The organism is Maritimimonas rapanae, assembly GCF_057837205.1.
This window is the reverse complement of the sequence record NZ_JBYQFI010000001.1, coordinates 993,575-1,012,817: the sequence shown is the minus strand read 5'-3', so window position 1 is coordinate 1,012,817 and position 19,243 is coordinate 993,575. Positions and strand designations below refer to the sequence as shown.

Genomic DNA, 19,243 nt, shown 5'->3' with positions numbered 1-19,243 from the left:
AAATATAATCAATTTTTTTTGAAGCAAAAAAATCTAGTATCTTTAAACTCAATCGTAACTAACTGTAGATGAACTTATTTCTTAAGTCTAAATCTAATATTGATAAGGTAATCAATAATGGAATAAATTATCTTTTATCTCAAAATAATGATGGTAGATGGCAAGGATTTCCTACTCTGGCTGGCACATCTGATATTTGGGTAACTGGTTTTGTTCTAGCACACATTAGTAAGCTTACCCAGCTAAAAGATGTTATTATAACATCTCAAAAATTTCTTTTAAATTCTCGCCATGCAATAGGTGCTTGGTCATACAGCGCTATCGTTCCACCCGATGCAGATTCTACGGCATGGTCTTTAATGGCTTTACAGTCTTTTGATGAATTAAAAGATATTGACCTACAAAAAGCCAAAACATTTTTATGGAGTCATTTTATCGATCATGGCATTGCTACCTATAATATAGAATCTGGTATTGGCGAATTCATTTCTGCACCAAGTAAAGAAGTTATTGCTGGTTGGACGTCTGCTCATCCCGATGTTTCCATTGTTGCCGTACTTGCTGATATTAATAATGAAAAAACACCAGTAGTTTTGCAGTGGTTGATGGAACAACAGAATGAAGGTTTGATCGATTCCTATTGGTGGCGAGGTCCTTATTATACAACAACACTTTTATTAAGAGCATTATCTAAGCAACAAAAGATTTTACCAAAAGAACATGCAAAGAAAATTGTTAAGAGTTTGATCAATAGGCAACTTTCAAATGGAGGATTTGGTATTGAATCATCAGATAATTCAGATGCTTTTTCAACAGCTATGGCGTTAGAAACATTAGTACATTTATCAAATATTGATACTAATAAAGAAAAAGAGTTATGCCTTAAAGCTTTGATAGAATCTCAAGAACCAGATGGATCTTGGGATGGAGGCTATATTTTACGAATTCCTGCTCCCAATATTGTAAACCCAGCAATTGTTGATATTTGGAGTATGGAGAACGGGGGCGGTAATTCTTATGTTAAAGATCAAAATGGCATCTTTGCTACAGCCATGGCTTGTTATGCCTTAGATTTCTGGAGGCATTCAGAATCTCAAAAATATAATAACTTAAAAGCCTAATCATCTACAGCTTAATGAATTGGGATGAACATTTTGAAACCGTTTTTTTTAAAGCCTGGCAAAAGGCAGGGTTACCAGATCATCAAGATTATTTAGCTGAATATATTGATACTCGAGAACGTGTAGATTTTGAAGATGCTAAGATCGAACATGCTAAGGATGATTTAACAACCCCGACACCCAATCAATTGAGATCAGTATATGGATTTGGTGCCCTAATTGGTAAAGTATTTGGTGAACTATTTTCGTTAAATGCAGAAGAAATGACAATAGTTCGAGATTGGTGTGGACGTTTTAATTTAGGAATTAGTGTTTTTGATTATGTATGCGACGAAACAGATATAGGTATAGATAGAGTTACTTCTTTACAGGTATTTAAACCTTTTATCAATAGAGGCGGTTCTGAAAATTATGCTCCGAGTCCAATGGAAAAATACTTGAGTAATTTAACGAGGGGAGTCCTTCAGGATATTAATGAAGAAACCATTCATAAGCCTGAAACTATCTTTAATCTATTAAAACGGTTATTTGAGGCGCAGATTTTTCTCTCTAAAACAGAACTTTTAAATACAACAAATCTAACTGAAATAAGATCTGCCCTTGAACTTAAATCATCAGGACCTTTTGAAGTGATGGCTAAGTATGCTGCTCAAAGTAATGGTAGAAATAAAGAATTACTCATGCGTGAAATAGGAAGATCTATCGGGAATTGTTATTGGGTCATTGATGATGCTAAAGATGTATGGAATGATCTTAAAGCCAATCAATGGAATTTATTCTTGTATAAGGCAGCTTTAGAAGATCCTTTAATCTTTGCAAAAAAAAATAATGACTCTTTAAAGAATAATTTGACTTCGATATGGATACAATCTAAATATGCAGAAAAGGTTTCAAATGATGTTATAGAAAAGTTAGTTATTTCTATTCAAAAGTTAAATCTTACAAAAAAGGTAGAAGAACAAGCTTTAGGGCTAATCTCAGCTTCTTTATGGCAATGGTTTAAATATTAACCAATATTTCTTGTAGAAATTCACAATTTTAAAATTTGTTCTCGATACTATTTTCTATCGAAAATCACTCGAACTGACATCAATTGGTTAATGAATTAGTAGAACTTGATTATACTTTTAAATTTTAGCAGCTAATCTACTACCCTGATCTATTGCTCTTTTAGCATCTAATTCTGCAGCAATGTCGGCTCCACCAATTACATGTGCACTTTGTCCTTTTGCCAATAGCGGTTCTAGTAATTCTTTAAAAGGCAATTGACCAGCACAAATAACAATAGTGTCTACATCTAACACCTTTTGCTCTTCATTCTGAATATAATGTAAGCCTTGATCATCAATTTTTGTGTATTCTACTTGATTAATAAATTGTACTTTTTTCTTCTTTAACGTAGAACGGTGAATCCAACCTGTGGTTTTACCTAGTTTGCCACCAAATTTGCCCTTACTGCGTTTAAACATAAAGATTTCTCTTAGTGAGGGCTCTATTTCTGGTTTTATTCCTTCAATACCACTTCTTACAGACATTGTCTTATCAATTCCCCATTCTTTTAGCCAAGTATCTATATTTAATGACGGTGATTCACCTTCGTGAGCTAAATACTCAGAAACATCAAAACCTATACCACCTGCACCTATAACCGCAACTCTTTTACCTACAGGCTTTTTATGTTTTAAAACATCTATGTAGCTTAATACTTTTTCGTGATCTATACCTTCAATTCTAGGCGTACGTGGAATAATACCAGTAGCTAAAATAACTTCATCAAAATCTAATTTAGCTATATCTTCGACGTTCATTCTAGTGTTTAATTGCACATCTACATTGTGTAACTCTAATTGTTTTTTGAAATAGCGAATGGTTTCATAGAATTCTTCCTTACCAGGAATTTGCTTTGCAATATTAAACTGACCTCCTACTTCAGCATCAGCGTCATACAACGTAACTTCATGACCGCGCTGTGCCGCTACTGTAGAAGCTGCTAATCCTGCCGGGCCAGCACCTACAACTGCAATTTTCTTTTTTATGGAGGCTTCTTTATAAACTAATTCTGTCTCGTGACAAGCTCTTGGGTTTACCAAACAGCTCGCTACTTTTTGTTTAAACACATGATCTAAACATGCTTGATTGCAAGCTATACAGGTATTTATTTCATCATCTTTTTCCGCGAAAGCTTTATTTACCCAATCTGCATCAGCTAAAAATGGTCTCGCCATTGAAATCATATCTGCATGACCTTCTGCCAATACTTTTTCTGCTGTTTCTGGCATGTTAATACGATTAGAAGTAACTAGCGGAATAGAAACTTCTTCTTTCATCTTTTGGGTAACCCATGTAAACGCAGCTCTTGGTACAGATGTAGCTATAGTTGGTATTCTAGATTCGTGCCAACCAATACCTGTATTAATAATTGTAGCACCTGCTTTTTCAATCTCTTTTCCTAACTGAACAACTTCTTGCCAAGTACTTCCTTTTTCTACCAAATCAAGCATTGATAATCGATAGATTATAATATAATCTTTACCAACAGCTTCTCTTGTTTTTTTTACTAATTCAATTGGTAAACGCATTCTATTCTCATAACTCCCTCCATATTCATCATTACGCTTGTTGGTTCTGTCTGCAATAAATTGATTAATCAAGTATCCTTCTGAACCCATAATCTCAACACCATCGTAACCAGCCTCTTTAGATAGTTTAGCACAATTCACAAAATCACGTATCGTTCTGTTAATGCCAGATTTAGTGAGCTTAAAAGGTTTAAACCTGTTTATTGGAGCTTTAATAGCTGAAGGAGCTACATTAAAAGGATGGTAACCATATCTACCAGCATGTAAAATTTGCATACAAATTTTTCCGCCCTCTTTATGAACAGCTTCAGTTATTTTTTTATGATGTTTAGCGTGTTTTTTTGAACTCATTCTAGCCGAAAAAGGCCCTGTCCATCCTTGAATATTTGGTGCAATGCCTCCTGTTACTATTAAGCCAACACCGCCCCTTGCACGTTCTGCGTAAAAAGCAGCCATTCTTTCATACCCATTCTTTTCTTCTTCTAAACCCGTATGCATAGAACCCATTAGAATTCTATTTTTTAGTGTTGTGAATCCTAAATCTAGTGGTTCAAAAATATGTTTATACTTGCTCATAGTTGCTGTAATTTATTATGCGCGCATAATAGTCTGCAAGATAACTTTCTTTTCGTAAAGAAAAAAACTCAGAGAAGTTCTCCGAGTTCTAATTATTGAGATGAGACCCTGAAACAAGTTCAGGGTGACAAAATTGATTAAATGAGGATAATACGAAAACATCTAACTTTTCGATACAATTTTCTATCGAAAATCACTCGAAGTGACATTAATACAAATATCCCATTTTACCTTGTTGAAAGTCTTTCATAGCTTCCATAAGTTCGGTTTGGGTATTCATCACATATGGACCATATTGAGCTACTTTTTCATTAATAGGTTCGCCTGATAATATTAACAAAGTACTTTCTTTTCTTGCTTCAAATTCAATACTGTCTCCATCTTGCTTAAAAGTTACCATCTGCATAGCACCTTTTTTTAATAATGCTTCATTGTTTACCAATACTTCACCATCTAATAGATATATTAATGATTTATGATTCTCAGGTATTTCAATTTGCATGGTGCCGCTAGAAATAGCCTTAACTGTAAATACATTAACTAGGGTCTGTGTTCTTATTAAGCCTTTTATATCTGCTTGTTCACCTGCAACAACTTTTAGACTAATTGTCTTAGCATCATTTTCTACTACAGGTATATCTTCACTTTTAAGGTGTTGATAAGCAGCTGGCATCATTTTATCTTTAGCAGGAAGGTTAAGCCATAATTGAATACCTTCTAGCTCACCGCCTTTTTCAACAAACTCTTTCGTAGGGCCTTCAGCATGTATGATACCTCTACCTGCTGTAGTCCATTGCACATCTCCTGCTTTTACTAACATTTCATTACCTAGGGAATCACGATGCAATTGCTCTCCTTTAAATAATAAGGTGATAGGTTCAAATCCTCTATGAGGATGCGGCCCTAGATCAAAAGGGTTATTAAATGCACTAATAGCAAACGGTCCGTAATGATGCAATAACAAAAATGGATCTACCTGATCTATTGTTGTATTTGGTATGGGTTGTCGTAATCTAATTGGCCCCATATCTACTAAAGGACTCCCTAATTTATGTTCTATAGTTTTTAATTTATTCATACTATTTAAATTTATTTTCCTAGGAAACAATTGTTATAAAAAATTTTGTTTTACTGGATTCCTACCGTAGTTTATCTTGAGCGATGACGAAAGACAGGAATGACAACGCTATCTAATCTTATCTAGTAAATCACTTAACTGAGCTGCTTCTTTACTGCTTAAATTAGCTAACAAGTCTTCGTTAAAGTTATTATTAATAACATTTAAAAGGTTTAACCCTTTTTTGGTTATATCTATATGCACTACTCGCCTATCTTCTGGGCAAGGTAATCTCTCTATTAACTCTTTTGCACATAATTTATCCATTAGTCTAGTTGCATTTGGTGCGCGTTCTATCATTCGTTCTTTAATAGTTTGCACTTTTAATGGTTCTTTAGCCCCTCTTAAAATCCTAAGGATATTATATTGCTGCGGTGATATTCCGTAAGGTTTAAAAAATGTATTTTGTTTACTATTAATCCAGTTTGCTGTATAAATAATATTCAATAAAGCCTTCACTTTACTACTAGTGAATTTTGAGTTTATATCTTTAGCAATATCACCCATACTCAAAATCTATCCTCTTAATTTTAAGTCTTTCATTACTTTATTAAAAGTATCTGAAGTTGGTGTTTTATACACTTCATCATCCACAAATAAAGTAGGAAACTTAACGGCTCCTTCGTATATTTTTTTTGTGTGAATCATAGCTTCTTCATCGATCATTATGTCTTTATATTCAAATGGAATTTCTGCCATTCTCAAAAAGTTTTTATATGCCACAGTATGAGCATGACCTTTTTTACCATATATTATAATCTTCATAATTTTATCCTCTAAAATCTACTTTTACATGAGCTCCGTCACAATAGGGTTTATTATTTGAAGCGCCACATCTACAAAAAGCTGTTGTTTTATTTTTCACTTCTTTTGAGCCGTCAGAATCTGTAATATTTAAAGTTCCGTATACTAATAGCGGTCCATTTTCTAGGGCTTCAACTTTAGTTTCTAATTGAACAGCTTCTTTATTACCCTCTCCTTTTGCTATATAAGATAAAGCTCCCGAAGGGCATGCTTCTACTTGTTTTTTTATACGCTCTGTAGAGGCTCCATCCATATTAATCCAAGGGCGATTTTGTGGATTGAAAACTTGTAACAATCCTTTCCAGCAATTCTTTGCATGGATGCATGTTCCTGGCTTCCAAACTACGGTAATATCATCATTACTATAATTCTTTACTACTTCTTTTGCGTCTGACATCTTATTATGATTTAGTTAGAGTTTTGTTTCATATGGTGATATGTATTCTTAATTACTTGCTTTAAAACTATTGGATCTACATCTGAAAGCGTTTTAAAATATAAACATCCTTTACCAATACTGTGTTTTCCTAACTTATCTAAAAGTTCAGCTTGATCTTCTAAACCAAACATTAGATGTAAAGAAATATCATTCTTTCTTGGTGAAAATCCTGTTAAAAACCATTCTCCTACCTTACCCGCTTTGGTCTTATAACTATATTTACCAAAACCAACCATTTTGCTACCCCACATCTTAGCGCTAGTGCCAGAAACGTCTTTCATCATATCTATTAATTGAAAGCAATCTTGCTTTTTAATAGTATCCTCAATACTATTTAAGAATATTAATACATCTTCATTGTTTTCTTTTGTTTTTAAATATGATGACATCGTTTATAATTTATTCTTTAAGGTTTTAACCGCTTCTTTAAACTTAGTATCTAAGGAATCATCTGAAATTTTTCCTTCTTTAAAGTTATCATAAAAACTTGGTAAAGAAAAACTACTAACTATATTTCCCCCCATGTATGGAAAACGACCTTTAGCAACTTCAAGTACCGAAGCTCCTCCTCTACCACCTGGTGATGTAGCCATTAAAAGCATCGGGATGTCTTTTAATAATTTTCCATCAATACGAGACATCCAATCAAACAAATTCTTAAAAGCCGCTGAATAAGCTCCATTATGCTCTGCCAACGAAAGGATAATACCGTCTGATGATTGTAATTCTTCTAAAAATTCGTGAGCATTTTCTGGAATACCACTTTCATTCTCTATATCTATACTATACAATGGTAGCTCGTAATCGTTTAAATCTAGAACTCTTACTTCTTGTCCGTTTAACAAACTCCCTCCATAAATGGCTAATTGTTTATTTATAGATTTTTTACTACTACTTCCTGCAAATACTATAACTTTTTTCATGTTTTTTATAGAGTTTTATCAAGTTTTTTACTGAATACATAAGATACAACCAATAAAATCATTGCTACTACTGCACCCATTTGTTCACCATCACCAATCATAACATGTGCAAAAAATGCAAGAATAAAGGCAAAGAAAAATCCGGCGTAAGCCCATTCTTTTAATACTTTGTTACCAACAAACCAAATAGCAACTAGACCAAGTAATTTTGCTACTGCATAAGGATAAATTATATAGGTAGGATATCCAAATCCTTTAAACATCCCTGCTACTTCTTCGTGATTAAAAAAATACATGCTTATAGAAAAAAGCATCAACAATGTTAGTAAACCTGTTGCGATATAATAGATTATTTTGTCTCGTTTCATTATTTATTGTTTTTAAATTTTGCACAAAGATATAAAAAATATATTTAGTTTCCAAGGAAACTATTTACATGGAAATTATATAGCATAAAAAAGGAGCTTCAGTTTGAAGCTCCTTTAACCAATTAATTCTATACTTAAATTAGAACTGTGCTACTTCTGTAGAATCTTTCATGGCCACTGTACTAGACACACCCGAAGTAACTGTACTTTGCACAGCATCAAAATATGTGGTACCTACAAAACCTTGATGCTTTACCGCATTAAAACCTTCGCCTTGCAATGCAAATTCACGCTCTTGCAATTCTGAATAACCAGCCATACCTCTTTTCTTATAGGCCCTTGATAGTTCAAACATACTGGTATTCAATGCATGGAATCCTGCTAGGGTTATGAATTGAAATTTATACCCCATAGCTGCTAATTCTTCTCTAAATGTTTCCATTTCTGCTACACTTAATTTTGAAGCCCAGTTAAACGATGGTGAACAGTTATAAGCTAACATTTTATCAGGATATTCAGCATGTATAGCTTCTGCAAAAGCTCGCGCTTGTTCTAAATCTGGTGTAGATGTTTCCATCCAAATTAAATCTGCATAAGGCGCATAACTCAATCCTCTATCGATACCTTGCGCTATACCATTATTTACATAAAAGAACCCTTCTGGTGAACGCTCGCCAGTCACAAACTTTTTATCTCTATCGTCTATATCACTCGTTAATAGATTAGCAGCATCTGCATCTGTACGCGCAACAATTAATGTTGGTACACCCATTACATCTGCAGCCAAACGTGCAGCAATCAATTTATTAATTGCTTCTTGAGTTGGTACTAAAACCTTCCCGCCAAGGTGACCACATTTTTTTGCTGAACTCAACTGATCTTCAAAATGAACACCCGCTGCACCAGCAGCAATCATTCCTTTCATTAACTCGAAAGCATTTAGATTACCTCCAAAACCAGCTTCTGCATCTGCAACGATGGGTGCCAAATAATCTATTTTATGTTCTGAACCATTTACACTTTGAATTTGATCTCTACGCAATAATGCATTATTAATACGTTGTACAACCATCGGTACACTATTAGCAGGATACAAGGATTGATCTGGATACATTTCTCCAGCCAAATTAGCATCAGCTGCTACTTGCCATCCACTTAGATAAATAGCTTCTAAACCTGCCTCTACTTCTTGTACAGCCTGATTACCTGTTAGAGCTCCTAAACCAGCAACATACTCTTGATTATTTAATTTATACCATAATTTTTGAGCACCTAACTTGGCAATACTATGCTCTATTTTATAAGACCCTTGTAATTTCACAACTTCTTCTGCGGTATACGGCCTTTCTACTCCTTTCCAACGTGAATTTACTGTCCAGTCTGTCACTAATTCTTGAATTCTTTGTTCTCTTTTCATAGCTTGTAAAGTTTTGTTATTATTAATCTTTTTCATGTTAAATTATAAATAGTTATAGGCATCTAATGTTAAAAATTCTTGATAATCGTCGGTTAAAATCAGCTGATCGAATAATTCGACAGCTAAATCAAATTTGCCTTTAACATAGCGTTCATTACCTACTAAAGTTTCAATTTTCTCTAATTCTTCCTTTTGTAATCTCACATACATTTCCATATCAAAGACCTTATCTGTATTTAGCTTAACTTTGCTTTGCAACCAATACCAAACTTGTGTTCTCGATATTTCTGCTGTGGCTGCATCTTCCATTAAATTATAAAGTGCGGCGGCTCCTTTACCCGAAAGCCAAGATTCTAAATACAGAATCCCTACATTTATATTTTCGCGAATACCTTGTTCTGTAACTGTGCCTTTTGGCTGTTCTACCAATTGCTCTTCTGTTATATTTAGCTCAGCTCTTTTTATGTGAATCTGATTTTTAGTGGGCATGTGTACATTAAAAACATCCATTGCTAATTTTACTAAACCAGGATGTGCTACCCAAGTACCATCATGTCCGTTTTTCACTTCACGTTCCTTTCCTTTTTTAATTTTATCAAATGCCAAATCATTAGCCTCTTTATCATTTTTAATTGGTATTTGAGCAGCCATACCTCCAATTGCATGCACACCTCTTTTATGACATCTTTGAATTACTCGTAATGAATATGCTTCCATAAATGGTGTGGCCATAGTTACTTGTGCTCTATCTGGCACAAAGAAATTTTTATGATTTCTAAATTTTTTGATATAAGAGAAAATATAGTCCCAACGACCACAATTCAAGCCAGCCATATGACCCTTTAATTCATAAATAATCTCGTCAATCTGAAAACTGGCAGTAATAGTTTCTATTAAAACTGTTGCTTTAATTGTTTGTTGAGAAATACTTAAATAATCTTGAGCAAATACAAAAACATCATTCCACCATCGTGCTTCTAGATAATGTTCAAGTTTTGGTAAGTAGAAATAAGGTCCACTTCCATTTGCCATTAATCGCTTTGCATTATGGAAAAAGTATAAGCCAAAATCAACCAAAGAACCAGACATTTCTTGACCTTCTATTGTCAAATGCTTCTCATTAAGGTGCAGGCCACGTGGGCGAACTAACAATGTTGCAACATCATTATTTAATTGATACGTTTTTTCTTTTACAGAATCTTCAAACGTGATAGTCCTATTTATCGCATCTTTAAGGTTAATTTGCCCTTGCATCATATTATCGAATGTAGGCGAATTACTATCCTCGAAATCAGCCATAAACATTTTGGCACCTGAGTTTAATGCATTGATCACCATTTTGCGATCTGTTGGCCCAGTAATTTCTACTCTACGATCTAACAAATCTTGGGGCAATGGAGCTGCAACCCAATCTCCTTCTCTAATTTCTTTTGTTTCTTTAGGGAAAGCTGGGAAAAACCCTTTATCTAACTTTCTTTGTTGCTCAACTCTTTTTTCTAATAATTCTATACGATTATTATTAAAACGGTCATGTAAACTAACTAAAAAGTCTAATGCTTCATCGGTTAGAATTTCATTATAATCAGAAAATTTTGAATTGTGAATCTTTACCTTATTGGTAAGTATTTCATTAAATAACATAGCATATTTTTTAAATGATGCAACAAACATAAATTAAAAAACGTTACAAAACAAGCGAACGTTCGCTAAAATTTTAAAAAACATTATTTTTTGTACATTCGCAAGCTAACATTGAGAAAAAATATGGTAATAGAAGAAGAATATATACGATTAATTTTCGGGCTGAAACTTAAGCAAATACGTAATGAAAAGCATTTATCTCTTTTCGGGTTATCAAAATTAACAGGGTTGTCTAAGTCATATCTAAATGAGATTGAAAAAGGGAAAAAATATCCAAAAACCGACAAAATCGTTAAGCTATCTGATGTTTTAGATGTGCCATACGACCATCTAGTATCATTAAAATTAGATAAAAATTTAGCACCTATTGGCGAAATCTTGCAATCGAAGATTTTAAAAGAAATTCCTTTACAAGTATTCGGTATTAAAGAAAGTAACCTTATCGACATTATTGCCAATGCACCTATAAAAGTAAATGCATTTATAAGTACATTAATAAAGATTTCTCAGCATTATAGTGTTTCTAGAGAAAGTTTTTTCTTAGCTGCTCTTCGCTCCTATCAAGAAGCTCAAAACAATTATTTTGATGAAATTGAAGAGCAAGTAGAAAAATTTGCTAAAGCATATCATTTAGATTTATCTAAACAGGTGAGTACTTTAGAACTTGAAGAAATCTTAACTGAAGAATATAATTACAAAATTAACAGCCAAGAATTATCTAAACATGATAATCTTGAGGAATTGCGATCTATTTATATAGCTAAAAAGAAAGTTCTATTAATTGGAAAAGAAATAGATGAATCTCAGAAACGATTTATTTACGTCAAAGAGATTGCATATAATTTTATGGATATAAAGGATCGTTTATACACCTTTCCATGGATTAAATTTGAAGGGTTTGATCAGGTATTAAATAATTTTTTAGCATCTTATTTTGCTGGTGCTTTACTAATACCTAAAGATAGCTTAACGAATGAGTTAAAAACTTTTTTTAATAAAAAAACTTGGAATGAAGAAGCATTTACTGAATTGATGCTAAAGTTTACAAACTCACCCGAAACCTTCTACCAGCGTTTAACAAATATTCTGCCTAAAGAATTTCATTTTAAAAACCTCTTCTTTTTGCGTTTCACCCATAAAACCAATAGTGGTCTGTACGACCTTACCAAAGAATTACATATTACGCAACAACAAGCACCAAGAGCCACAGAATCTAAAGAACATTATTGTAGAAGATGGGTTTCTTTAAGAACATTAAAAGAATTGGCAAAAACACCTGAAAAAAAGCACTTTTTTGAAGTTCAAATATCAGATTATCCTGATAGTAATAGTCAATATTTGGTACTATCTTCTGCAACTGCAGATCCATTTAAAAAGGATATTTATAGAAGTGTAAGTATTGGCATGTTAATTTCACCTCATTTAAAAAAGCATGTTAATTTTCTTAAATATCCATCTATTAAAACAAAAAAAGTTGGAGTTACCTGCGAAACCTGCGCCATTAAAAACTGTAATGAACGTGCTGCTGAACCAATTAATTTAGATAAGAAAAAAAGGCATAAAGAAATTGAAAGAAAAGTAGAAGATATTATTAGTAGTTTTTAATTAGATTCTGCTTGTTTTAAAGAATCTATCTTTTTTTGTAGGCTTTCTATCTCTTTTTGATTTACACTTGGCTTTTCTATAACGTCAATAGAATCTAATATTTTATTGGCATCTTCTAATAATACTGAAGTATCATTATAATAGTGATCTATGCCTTCACTAGCCCGCCAGGCTTCATTTAGTTGATCGTAAACAGTCTTATTCCATTTGCTTGGATGTTTAGCATCAATCCAAACTACATCGCGATATTCACTATCAATTAAAGCTAAATCTGGTGTTGCAGAGCCATCAAACTTTTCAGAATCTTGTTTTATAGCCGAAATCGTTCCTAAAAAGAACATTCTTTTTCTACCAGCAATATCTTTAATATATGGTCTAAATTCTACAGGTTTATTCACAGACCAATCGAATTCTTTACGAGATTCTATCACTTTTAAAGGCATAGCAGAAACACCAGCATAACCTTCTTTTTTTGAAGCATGGTCGTAATAAAACAGTTTATCTGTACCATCTGCAGGTACAAAAACACTATAGGTTAAACTAGTGCGCTCATCACCTACTGGCTCAAGACCAAACCAATGATATAAACCGCTATAAGCACCAACATCTGTTTGAGATTCTGAAAAATCAAAATCAGTTACAAATGGTTGTTGATTTTGGTCGTCAGGTAAGTCTGGTATTTTAACCGCTGTTTCCATATTCCAAGGTAATGGGTCACTAAATCCTCCTAAAAACTTAAGCGACTCTGCTTGCAATCGAGATACTTTTTCTGAAAGTGTATTTTGTTTGGTTAAATAAGGATATTTAGACATTTCATTTGGAGAAATATACGTTCCTTTACCAATAAAAATACGCTCTAAATAATCATTAAAATTATGTGCGCCATTGTCTACTACCATAACACCACCAAATGATGGATATGGAAAGAAAAAGCCTTTCCATTTAATAAGGCTAACAACCTGAACCCATTTACCGCTATCATTTTTCATGTAAAATACATCCCCAGGCTCTGTTGTAGCATACTGTAAGGGATTAAATCTTTGCACTACAGCATTGTAAGTATTTCTACTCCATTTTAAAGATTCTCCTATTGAAAAGGTTACTGAAATACGGTTTTCGCTAGAAAACCGTGGAAAAGGCGTTGTACTCGAAACAGCAAACACCTCTTCTGTATTATCCTTTATTCGTTGCCAAATATATTTTTCGGTAGGTTGAATAGCCATTGTCCATTTATTAGTATCGTCTACTCTTACCAAATGTGGTAACGACACATCTTTGGTTTCGCCAACAGATTCATTAGCCATCGAAAAAATATTACGCAATGGTTGAATTCGCTCATTTTGCGTTAGTGGCAATTCATTCACTTCTATTTTATTAAGGTTATTAAATACATTATACGTTTTCATATAATCGTACATCTTAAAATGCCAACCTATAACATATAGAAATACGAAAAACAGAATTAAAAAAGCCAAGGTGCCTAAACGGCCACCAGTACTCGCCGTCTTTCTAAATTTTCTAATTCCGAAATAGAGAACTAATAAACTTAATAATATGATGAAAATATACTTTCTGATAAACAAAATAACAGGCTGATAATCATCTCGTAAAATAAAAAGTAGAAGTAGTATTACTATACCTAAAATAATAGTTATAGTTTTCTGCTTAGTCCCTTTTTGCCAATAGCTCTTAATCATAGTAATTATTTCAGGTATCCTTTGTCTTTTAATCGTTCTCTAGCACTTTTCTTTGTTTCTTCAATACTTTCTTCTACATCGTCTTTAACTTCTTCGATCTTTTCTTCTACTACTTCGTCCTTATTTTTTATTTCTTCAATAAAATCCTTTCCTTTTTCAATGGTGTCTTGAACTATGTCTTCAAGAGAGTCAGATTTTTCATCAATCACTTCAGATGATTTAAATATAAATCCTGCAAGGTAAGTTCCTAGTACAGTACCAGCTATCATAGAAGCAAATAAAGAAATGGTAGCTAAGTCAATTGGAATTAAAAAGCGCGTAATTACTATACCAACAAGGAATAAAAAAGTAACATATACTAGGCGCAGCAAAAACGATTGCTGATAAAAAAAACCTTTTTTATCTTCTGGTTTCATTTGCAAATTCTTTGAATACATGAGCTTATTAAAAAAGCGATAAAGCTTATTACTTTGAGATTCTCGCCAATATAAAAGCGCTCCAAAAAGAATAGCAGCTATAAAAACAATGAGTTCTAGTGTCATTTAATGATTTTTAGGTTTATATCTTTCTACTAAGTTAGTTATAATTTTAAATGTTTCGTTGTATGGTTTGTATAACCCAATCTTTCATAGAATCATCCCAAGTTTGATACGTATTATAAAATTGTTCTTTATCATACCAATACAAGAATAAAACATCTTTAGGTGAAATATTAATTAACAGTTTCCAGATCAAATCCTGATGTCTTACATCTAAAGATGAATGTGGTTCGTGTAGAGCATCATAAAATTTTTGATCTACTAAGTCTTTAATTTTAAATGCATTGCTCCTCTCTAATCGTTCTAAATAAATTTCTACTCCATTTACTCGCTTTAAAGCTTGAGCATCTATCGTATTAAGGTAGCGTCTAAACAATACTTTATCATCTAAAATATCTTTTATAGAATGCTTTACTTCCTTTAGCTCTTGCCATAACATTGCTTTTTTAACACGTTGGTATCTAGGTGTTTTTACAGCCTTTCGTAAATCACATTCAATAATAACATGATCACGAAGCTTCTGCATCAATTCTGGTTGATCTATATGATAAATCAATACATCGTGCACTGTATCTTCTATCGCTTTTTTGTGCCACTTTTTATCCTCAAAAACTATAATCTCTGAAATAAAGTCGCGTAAAACATAGACGCCACCAAGTGCTCTTGTATAAAAAGAATCCGTTTTAAATTCTATCGCTGGTAATTCTAAATCTCTATGACGTAAGTCACCATAAGTTTTAGCTGATTCTAATAACTTCTGATGAATTTCTTCGTCGATAAAATTATTGCCTTCTTTAAAAATTTCAATTAGTTTAAGTTGTTCTTTTTGAATATTATACAATTCGTTAATTAAATGAAAATTAATAGCAACAGTGTTATATTTAAGAACATCTAATGGCTCATAAAACGCATCAATATCTTGATCAAAATCTAAGCAAATCGCACAATCTCTAGTAATGTCATTTATTTTTGATTCGTACGTTTTAAAAATGAATTTCATCATCTCACGATCAAAAGTATGATAAGGAATATAGACCGGCTTCCCTTTTTGCAATGGAGAAATAATAATACCATGAGGGTTCGCATCACCATGATTTAAATAATGAATATCTTTTTTTTCTTCAGCTACTTCTGGGCTCCAGCCAATACCATCAATAGAAAAGCTTTTCAACTTGGTTTTTTCAAACCCAAGCTTTACCAAGCATTTATTATAACGCTCAACGAGCTTACCACTAACAGGAATGAGCTCACTTTGATATAAATTAGCCTTTTTAAGTTTATCCATCTTTATTTCTTCTCAAACTGCTCTCTAGCTTCAAGATCAATATTTAGCTGGTTAATTCTTGCATCTACTTTACGTTTAAAATCTGTATCAGCAATAGTTGCTACATTATCTAAATAGCGAATAACCTCTTGTCTTCTTATATCAGAAAAATCTAAACCTTTCATATTTGCGCGCATTAATTCTTGCAGCATGTTGAACTTAGTGTCATAATCTTTTTTGAAATATATCTCAGGATTTTCGAACCAATCTTTCTCTAAATCGAAATCGGTTAAACGCAATGAAACTGCTTTTTGAATATTACGAACATCTCTCGAAGAAAAGAACGGAAATACTTTTTGAATCTCTTTATACAAACTTGCATAAAACATATGATTGTCATGCTTATGTTGCTTGGTTACTTTATCAAAAGTTTCTAAAACACGCTCTTCTGATGGTTTTTCAATCTTTTCTAATATCTCACCTAAACTTTTTACCATTTTTTGATCATCTAAATACTGATAACTCTTAGGGTTCTGCATATTCACAAAATTGGGCATGGTCTTATCTAGCTTACGCCACCAAAGATGATCTTGATCTAAAAAATCATTCTCGGTACGTGCACCATCTATCTTAAAACGACCTTGAACACGAGAAATAACCGCCTTATCAAGCATTTCTGGTAAATTGGTAAATAAACCAATCGAACTGTTACCATAGTTCACGGCATAAGCACCTTCTGTATAGCGAAGAAAAACACCAATAACTTCTTTAACGCCTGCAGAAACACCTTGTTCTGTACGTTCTTGCAAGTTATTTTCAGCATCATCAATTGGTGCAAAAATCAGTTTGGTAGGATCTTGCAAAGGTTTCATCCATTCTACCATTTTTTCTGCTGAACCTCCTTGAAAAGTACTTATTAATGTATCTGGCATTGGGTGAAACAAAAACGGAATATCTAAGTTTTCACTGTGCTCTTTTAATCGTGTTGCAATAGCAGCAATGAGCATACTTTTACCTGTGCCTGGAATACCATAACCCATAAAAACAGGCATAAAGCCACCTAATTCTTGAAACGGATTTTTCTTTGCATCAAAATCATAGCTCAATAAACGTTCGGTCAATCTTCTAGCAAAATGTTTTGCATCCTTATTACCAACAATTTGTTCGAATTGTATCTTATTAAATTCTACACTCTTTGCAGTACCAGAAAATACATTATCCCAACCAGAAACTGCAAAATCTGATTTTTCAAGCTTGTAGGTTCTATCTATTATTGTTTCGGTATACTCCAAGCTGTTTTTTCTAAGCTGAATCTCATCTATTAATGCTTCAAAGTAAACTACTGTAAAATCTACAACATCTTTATCTGATTTAATGATTTCTGGATATGCCAAATACTTATCGTAATAAAACAATTGGCAAGAGATTCCTTTTAATGGAGACATCAAAGATACTTCAGGAATACCAGCAAACTTTTGTTTCATAATAGATAAATCGTCGGAAGCATATGGTTTTAAATCATGCAAAATCTTATATGAAGTTGCAAATAACATAAACGCAGTAGCTGTATGCATTTTACTCTCATATTCTCTTTTACCAGAACTATCTAAAGATGATTTATTTTCGCTTAAACTCGATAATCCAGATGCATCATAGTAACTATCTTTAACCCAAATACCAAGTGTTATACCTTCTTGAACAGCATACAAGGTTTGGTTAAGATGTATTGGAATGGCAACCGATTCTGGTAATAGTCGTTTTTTTAATGCAAGAACAGTTTTAGAAACAGAAGTGACATTAACATTGCTCCCATTGTTAGCTCTGGATAAGTATAATAATATAGATTCATCTTTGCCTTTATCTTCTTTATTTTTGGCACGTTGTCCTTGTTCCCATTGTACAGATTTTAAATAAGATGTAGCTTCATCACGAAGCATATCAAGTTCATTTTGTTTTATAGGAAAGGTTGAGTTGTGTTCCATTATTTTTTATCAATGTTTAAATCAGCAATTTGAATCGGTGCTTTTGCAAGCTTATTCATAATCTCTGGCGTTTTATTATATAGCAATTGTATAATTCTATGTGGGGCAAATACAAAGTTTTGTCTGAAAATTTTATCCCAATTCTGAAAAGTTTGTTTACTAAAGAAATTACCTTCTTTAAATTCACTTTTAGAACTTACTTCATCAATTTTAAAGGAAATAGCATAAGATTCTAATGGAATTGTTTTATTTGAAATCCCTTCTAAAATTGCATGCGTAATTGCATTTTCATCTTTAGCAAATACATTATGAATCGGCCCAAGATCTACACGTTTTATTTGCTTAGGATATACCTTAGGTAATCTTTTATCTATGGCATAAGCCATCATATCTAGAGCCAATTCTCTATCAGCTACTGTCTTCAGTACTTTGTAAATTTCCTCTCTATCCTTTAATACATTGTTACCTTCGTAATTAAAGTACATATAACAAATAAAAGGTCGGTTATGCGATACTTCATAAAAACTCCAACTCACTAAATATTTACCTGGTGAATTTTTAGGTGCTTCAATAATTTTGCCTTGCACAAAGCGGTTAAAGATGTATTCTTTTTTAGCTGAAGAATAATATACAATTGAAGCTGCTTGAAAAAGTTTGCGTTTAACTATAGGCTTTTTTTTACGTAATAAAGTGTCTAAAAATTCTTCTTTTAGTACATCTACATTGGTAAGTTTTCCTAAATAATCTTCTCGTAATTCTAAATCATTAAATAAATAGCGAAACTCTAAGTAGTTTGGAAAACCTGAATCTGTTAAATCTATTTTCATGTTTTCCTCTTCATCATACATATATTTTACACGCATAGCTTCAATAGAATACAACAACAGATCACAATATTGTTTAAACAAGAGCACTTCTTGCTGATTACAAATTTGATTATGTTGTACTGCTACTATAAGTTCTTTGAGAGCGAAGTCCATCATTTTATGATAGAAAACATATTGCTCTTTGGAATCGAGTACTGCAGAATCTAAAGGTGTTACTATCATTCTTTAGGATACAATTTTTCTTATTTTGATTTTGCGTTAGCGGTTGCAATGACATCCTTTTGCAAGTACAAAAGATACAATGTAAAGCGCGTCCCTCAAGCGGTTTGAATGAAAGAGGGTTA

18 protein-coding genes are annotated in these 19,243 nt (G+C 32.8%); 3 read left to right on the top strand and 15 right to left on the bottom strand.

Features of this window, described 5'->3' with window-relative positions; genetic code table 11:
* Positions 1-68 precede the first annotated feature (68 nt).
* Together AC3IF2_RS04850 and AC3IF2_RS04845 are read left to right on the top strand one after the other, a co-directional pair.
* Positions 69-1,121 carry a prenyltransferase/squalene oxidase repeat-containing protein gene (locus AC3IF2_RS04850; protein WP_489165920.1) on the top strand — a complete coding sequence of 351 codons (1,053 nt, stop codon included), beginning with the start codon at positions 69-71 and terminating at the stop codon, positions 1,119-1,121.
* Positions 1,122-1,135: 14 nt separating this feature from the next.
* Entirely contained in the window at positions 1,136-2,131 is a 996-nt protein-coding gene (locus AC3IF2_RS04845) for a hypothetical protein (RefSeq protein WP_489165919.1), read from the top strand.
* A 117-nt stretch (positions 2,132-2,248) separates the two neighbouring features.
* Here the strand turns inward: AC3IF2_RS04845 and AC3IF2_RS04840 are convergent, their stop codons facing one another.
* The 10 genes from AC3IF2_RS04840 to aceB form a co-directional block, all read right to left on the bottom strand.
* The gene (locus tag AC3IF2_RS04840) at positions 2,249-4,276 is read right to left on the bottom strand and encodes an oxidoreductase (protein WP_489165918.1); all 2,028 of its coding nucleotides are present in this window, start codon (positions 4,274-4,276) and stop codon (positions 2,249-2,251) included.
* A 208-nt stretch (positions 4,277-4,484) separates the two neighbouring features.
* The gene (locus AC3IF2_RS04835) at positions 4,485-5,354 is read right to left on the bottom strand and encodes a pirin family protein (protein WP_489165917.1); all 870 of its coding nucleotides are present in this window, start codon (positions 5,352-5,354) and stop codon (positions 4,485-4,487) included.
* Positions 5,355-5,462: 108 nt separating this feature from the next.
* Positions 5,463-5,900: a MarR family winged helix-turn-helix transcriptional regulator gene (locus AC3IF2_RS04830; protein ID WP_489165916.1), complete on the bottom strand. Its 438-nt coding sequence runs from the start codon at positions 5,898-5,900 to the stop codon at positions 5,463-5,465.
* A gap of 9 nt (positions 5,901-5,909) precedes the next feature.
* Complete coding sequence (locus AC3IF2_RS04825) at positions 5,910-6,158, bottom strand: glutaredoxin family protein (protein ID WP_489165915.1); 249 nt, start codon at positions 6,156-6,158, stop codon at positions 5,910-5,912.
* 4 nt (positions 6,159-6,162) lie between these two features.
* Entirely contained in the window at positions 6,163-6,594 is a 432-nt protein-coding gene (locus tag AC3IF2_RS04820) for a (4Fe-4S)-binding protein (protein ID WP_489165914.1), read from the bottom strand.
* Positions 6,595-6,605: 11 nt separating this feature from the next.
* Positions 6,606-7,025 carry a DUF1801 domain-containing protein gene (locus tag AC3IF2_RS04815; protein WP_489165913.1) on the bottom strand — a complete coding sequence of 140 codons (420 nt, stop codon included), beginning with the start codon at positions 7,023-7,025 and terminating at the stop codon, positions 6,606-6,608.
* Positions 7,026-7,028: 3 nt separating this feature from the next.
* A complete protein-coding gene (locus tag AC3IF2_RS04810; protein ID WP_489165912.1) occupies positions 7,029-7,559 on the bottom strand; it encodes an NADPH-dependent FMN reductase in 531 nt (176 codons plus the stop codon).
* A gap of 5 nt (positions 7,560-7,564) precedes the next feature.
* The gene (locus AC3IF2_RS04805) at positions 7,565-7,927 is read right to left on the bottom strand and encodes a DoxX family protein (protein WP_489165911.1); all 363 of its coding nucleotides are present in this window, start codon (positions 7,925-7,927) and stop codon (positions 7,565-7,567) included.
* 139 nt (positions 7,928-8,066) lie between these two features.
* A complete protein-coding gene (gene aceA / locus AC3IF2_RS04800; RefSeq protein WP_489165910.1) occupies positions 8,067-9,344 on the bottom strand; it encodes an isocitrate lyase in 1,278 nt (425 codons plus the stop codon).
* A gap of 42 nt (positions 9,345-9,386) precedes the next feature.
* The gene (aceB, locus tag AC3IF2_RS04795) at positions 9,387-11,015 is read right to left on the bottom strand and encodes a malate synthase A (protein WP_489165909.1); all 1,629 of its coding nucleotides are present in this window, start codon (positions 11,013-11,015) and stop codon (positions 9,387-9,389) included.
* Positions 11,016-11,114: 99 nt separating this feature from the next.
* Here aceB and AC3IF2_RS04790 point away from each other — a divergent pair, with 99 nt between their 5' ends.
* Positions 11,115-12,590, top strand: a complete 1,476-nt coding sequence (locus tag AC3IF2_RS04790) for a helix-turn-helix domain-containing protein (protein WP_489166903.1) — start codon at positions 11,115-11,117, stop codon at positions 12,588-12,590.
* Here the strand turns inward: AC3IF2_RS04790 and AC3IF2_RS04785 are convergent.
* The 5 genes from AC3IF2_RS04785 to AC3IF2_RS04765 are packed head-to-tail and all read right to left on the bottom strand — an operon-like array spanning position 12,587 to position 19,121.
* Positions 12,587-14,287 carry a hypothetical protein gene (locus AC3IF2_RS04785; RefSeq protein WP_489165908.1) on the bottom strand — a complete coding sequence of 567 codons (1,701 nt, stop codon included), beginning with the start codon at positions 14,285-14,287 and terminating at the stop codon, positions 12,587-12,589. The genes AC3IF2_RS04790 and AC3IF2_RS04785 overlap by 4 nt on opposite strands.
* A gap of 5 nt (positions 14,288-14,292) precedes the next feature.
* Positions 14,293-14,829, bottom strand: coding sequence for a hypothetical protein (locus tag AC3IF2_RS04780; RefSeq protein ID WP_489165907.1), 537 nt, complete (start codon positions 14,827-14,829; stop codon positions 14,293-14,295).
* A gap of 46 nt (positions 14,830-14,875) precedes the next feature.
* The gene (locus AC3IF2_RS04775) at positions 14,876-16,111 is read right to left on the bottom strand and encodes a DUF6638 family protein (protein WP_489165906.1); all 1,236 of its coding nucleotides are present in this window, start codon (positions 16,109-16,111) and stop codon (positions 14,876-14,878) included.
* A gap of 2 nt (positions 16,112-16,113) precedes the next feature.
* Entirely contained in the window at positions 16,114-18,072 is a 1,959-nt protein-coding gene (locus AC3IF2_RS04770) for an AAA family ATPase (RefSeq protein ID WP_489165905.1), read from the bottom strand.
* A complete protein-coding gene (locus tag AC3IF2_RS04765; protein ID WP_489165904.1) occupies positions 18,072-19,121 on the bottom strand; it encodes a hypothetical protein in 1,050 nt (349 codons plus the stop codon). Before AC3IF2_RS04765 ends, AC3IF2_RS04770 begins: the two co-directional genes overlap by 1 nt.
* Positions 19,122-19,243 lie beyond the last annotated feature (122 nt).

Bases quoted from the DNA above. Each gene is read 5' to 3' on its own strand.
- AC3IF2_RS04850 (WP_489165920.1), top strand. From the start codon at position 69: ATGAACTTATTTCTTAAGTCTAAATCTAATATTGATAAGGTAATCAAT.
- AC3IF2_RS04845 (WP_489165919.1), top strand. From the start codon at position 1,136: ATGAATTGGGATGAACATTTTGAAACCGTTTTTTTTAAAGCCTGGCAA.
- AC3IF2_RS04840 (WP_489165918.1), bottom strand. From the start codon at position 4,276: ATGAGCAAGTATAAACATATTTTTGAACCACTAGATTTAGGATTCACA.
- AC3IF2_RS04835 (WP_489165917.1), bottom strand. From the start codon at position 5,354: ATGAATAAATTAAAAACTATAGAACATAAATTAGGGAGTCCTTTAGTA.
- AC3IF2_RS04830 (WP_489165916.1), bottom strand. From the start codon at position 5,900: ATGGGTGATATTGCTAAAGATATAAACTCAAAATTCACTAGTAGTAAA.
- AC3IF2_RS04825 (WP_489165915.1), bottom strand. From the start codon at position 6,158: ATGAAGATTATAATATATGGTAAAAAAGGTCATGCTCATACTGTGGCA.
- AC3IF2_RS04820 (WP_489165914.1), bottom strand. From the start codon at position 6,594: ATGTCAGACGCAAAAGAAGTAGTAAAGAATTATAGTAATGATGATATT.
- AC3IF2_RS04815 (WP_489165913.1), bottom strand. From the start codon at position 7,025: ATGTCATCATATTTAAAAACAAAAGAAAACAATGAAGATGTATTAATA.
- AC3IF2_RS04810 (WP_489165912.1), bottom strand. From the start codon at position 7,559: ATGAAAAAAGTTATAGTATTTGCAGGAAGTAGTAGTAAAAAATCTATA.
- AC3IF2_RS04805 (WP_489165911.1), bottom strand. From the start codon at position 7,927: ATGAAACGAGACAAAATAATCTATTATATCGCAACAGGTTTACTAACA.
- aceA (WP_489165910.1), bottom strand. From the start codon at position 9,344: ATGAAAAGAGAACAAAGAATTCAAGAATTAGTGACAGACTGGACAGTA.
- aceB (WP_489165909.1), bottom strand. From the start codon at position 11,015: ATGTTTGTTGCATCATTTAAAAAATATGCTATGTTATTTAATGAAATA.
- AC3IF2_RS04785 (WP_489165908.1), bottom strand. From the start codon at position 14,287: ATGATTAAGAGCTATTGGCAAAAAGGGACTAAGCAGAAAACTATAACT.
- AC3IF2_RS04780 (WP_489165907.1), bottom strand. From the start codon at position 14,829: ATGACACTAGAACTCATTGTTTTTATAGCTGCTATTCTTTTTGGAGCG.
- AC3IF2_RS04775 (WP_489165906.1), bottom strand. From the start codon at position 16,111: ATGGATAAACTTAAAAAGGCTAATTTATATCAAAGTGAGCTCATTCCT.
- AC3IF2_RS04770 (WP_489165905.1), bottom strand. From the start codon at position 18,072: ATGGAACACAACTCAACCTTTCCTATAAAACAAAATGAACTTGATATG.
- AC3IF2_RS04765 (WP_489165904.1), bottom strand. From the start codon at position 19,121: ATGATAGTAACACCTTTAGATTCTGCAGTACTCGATTCCAAAGAGCAA.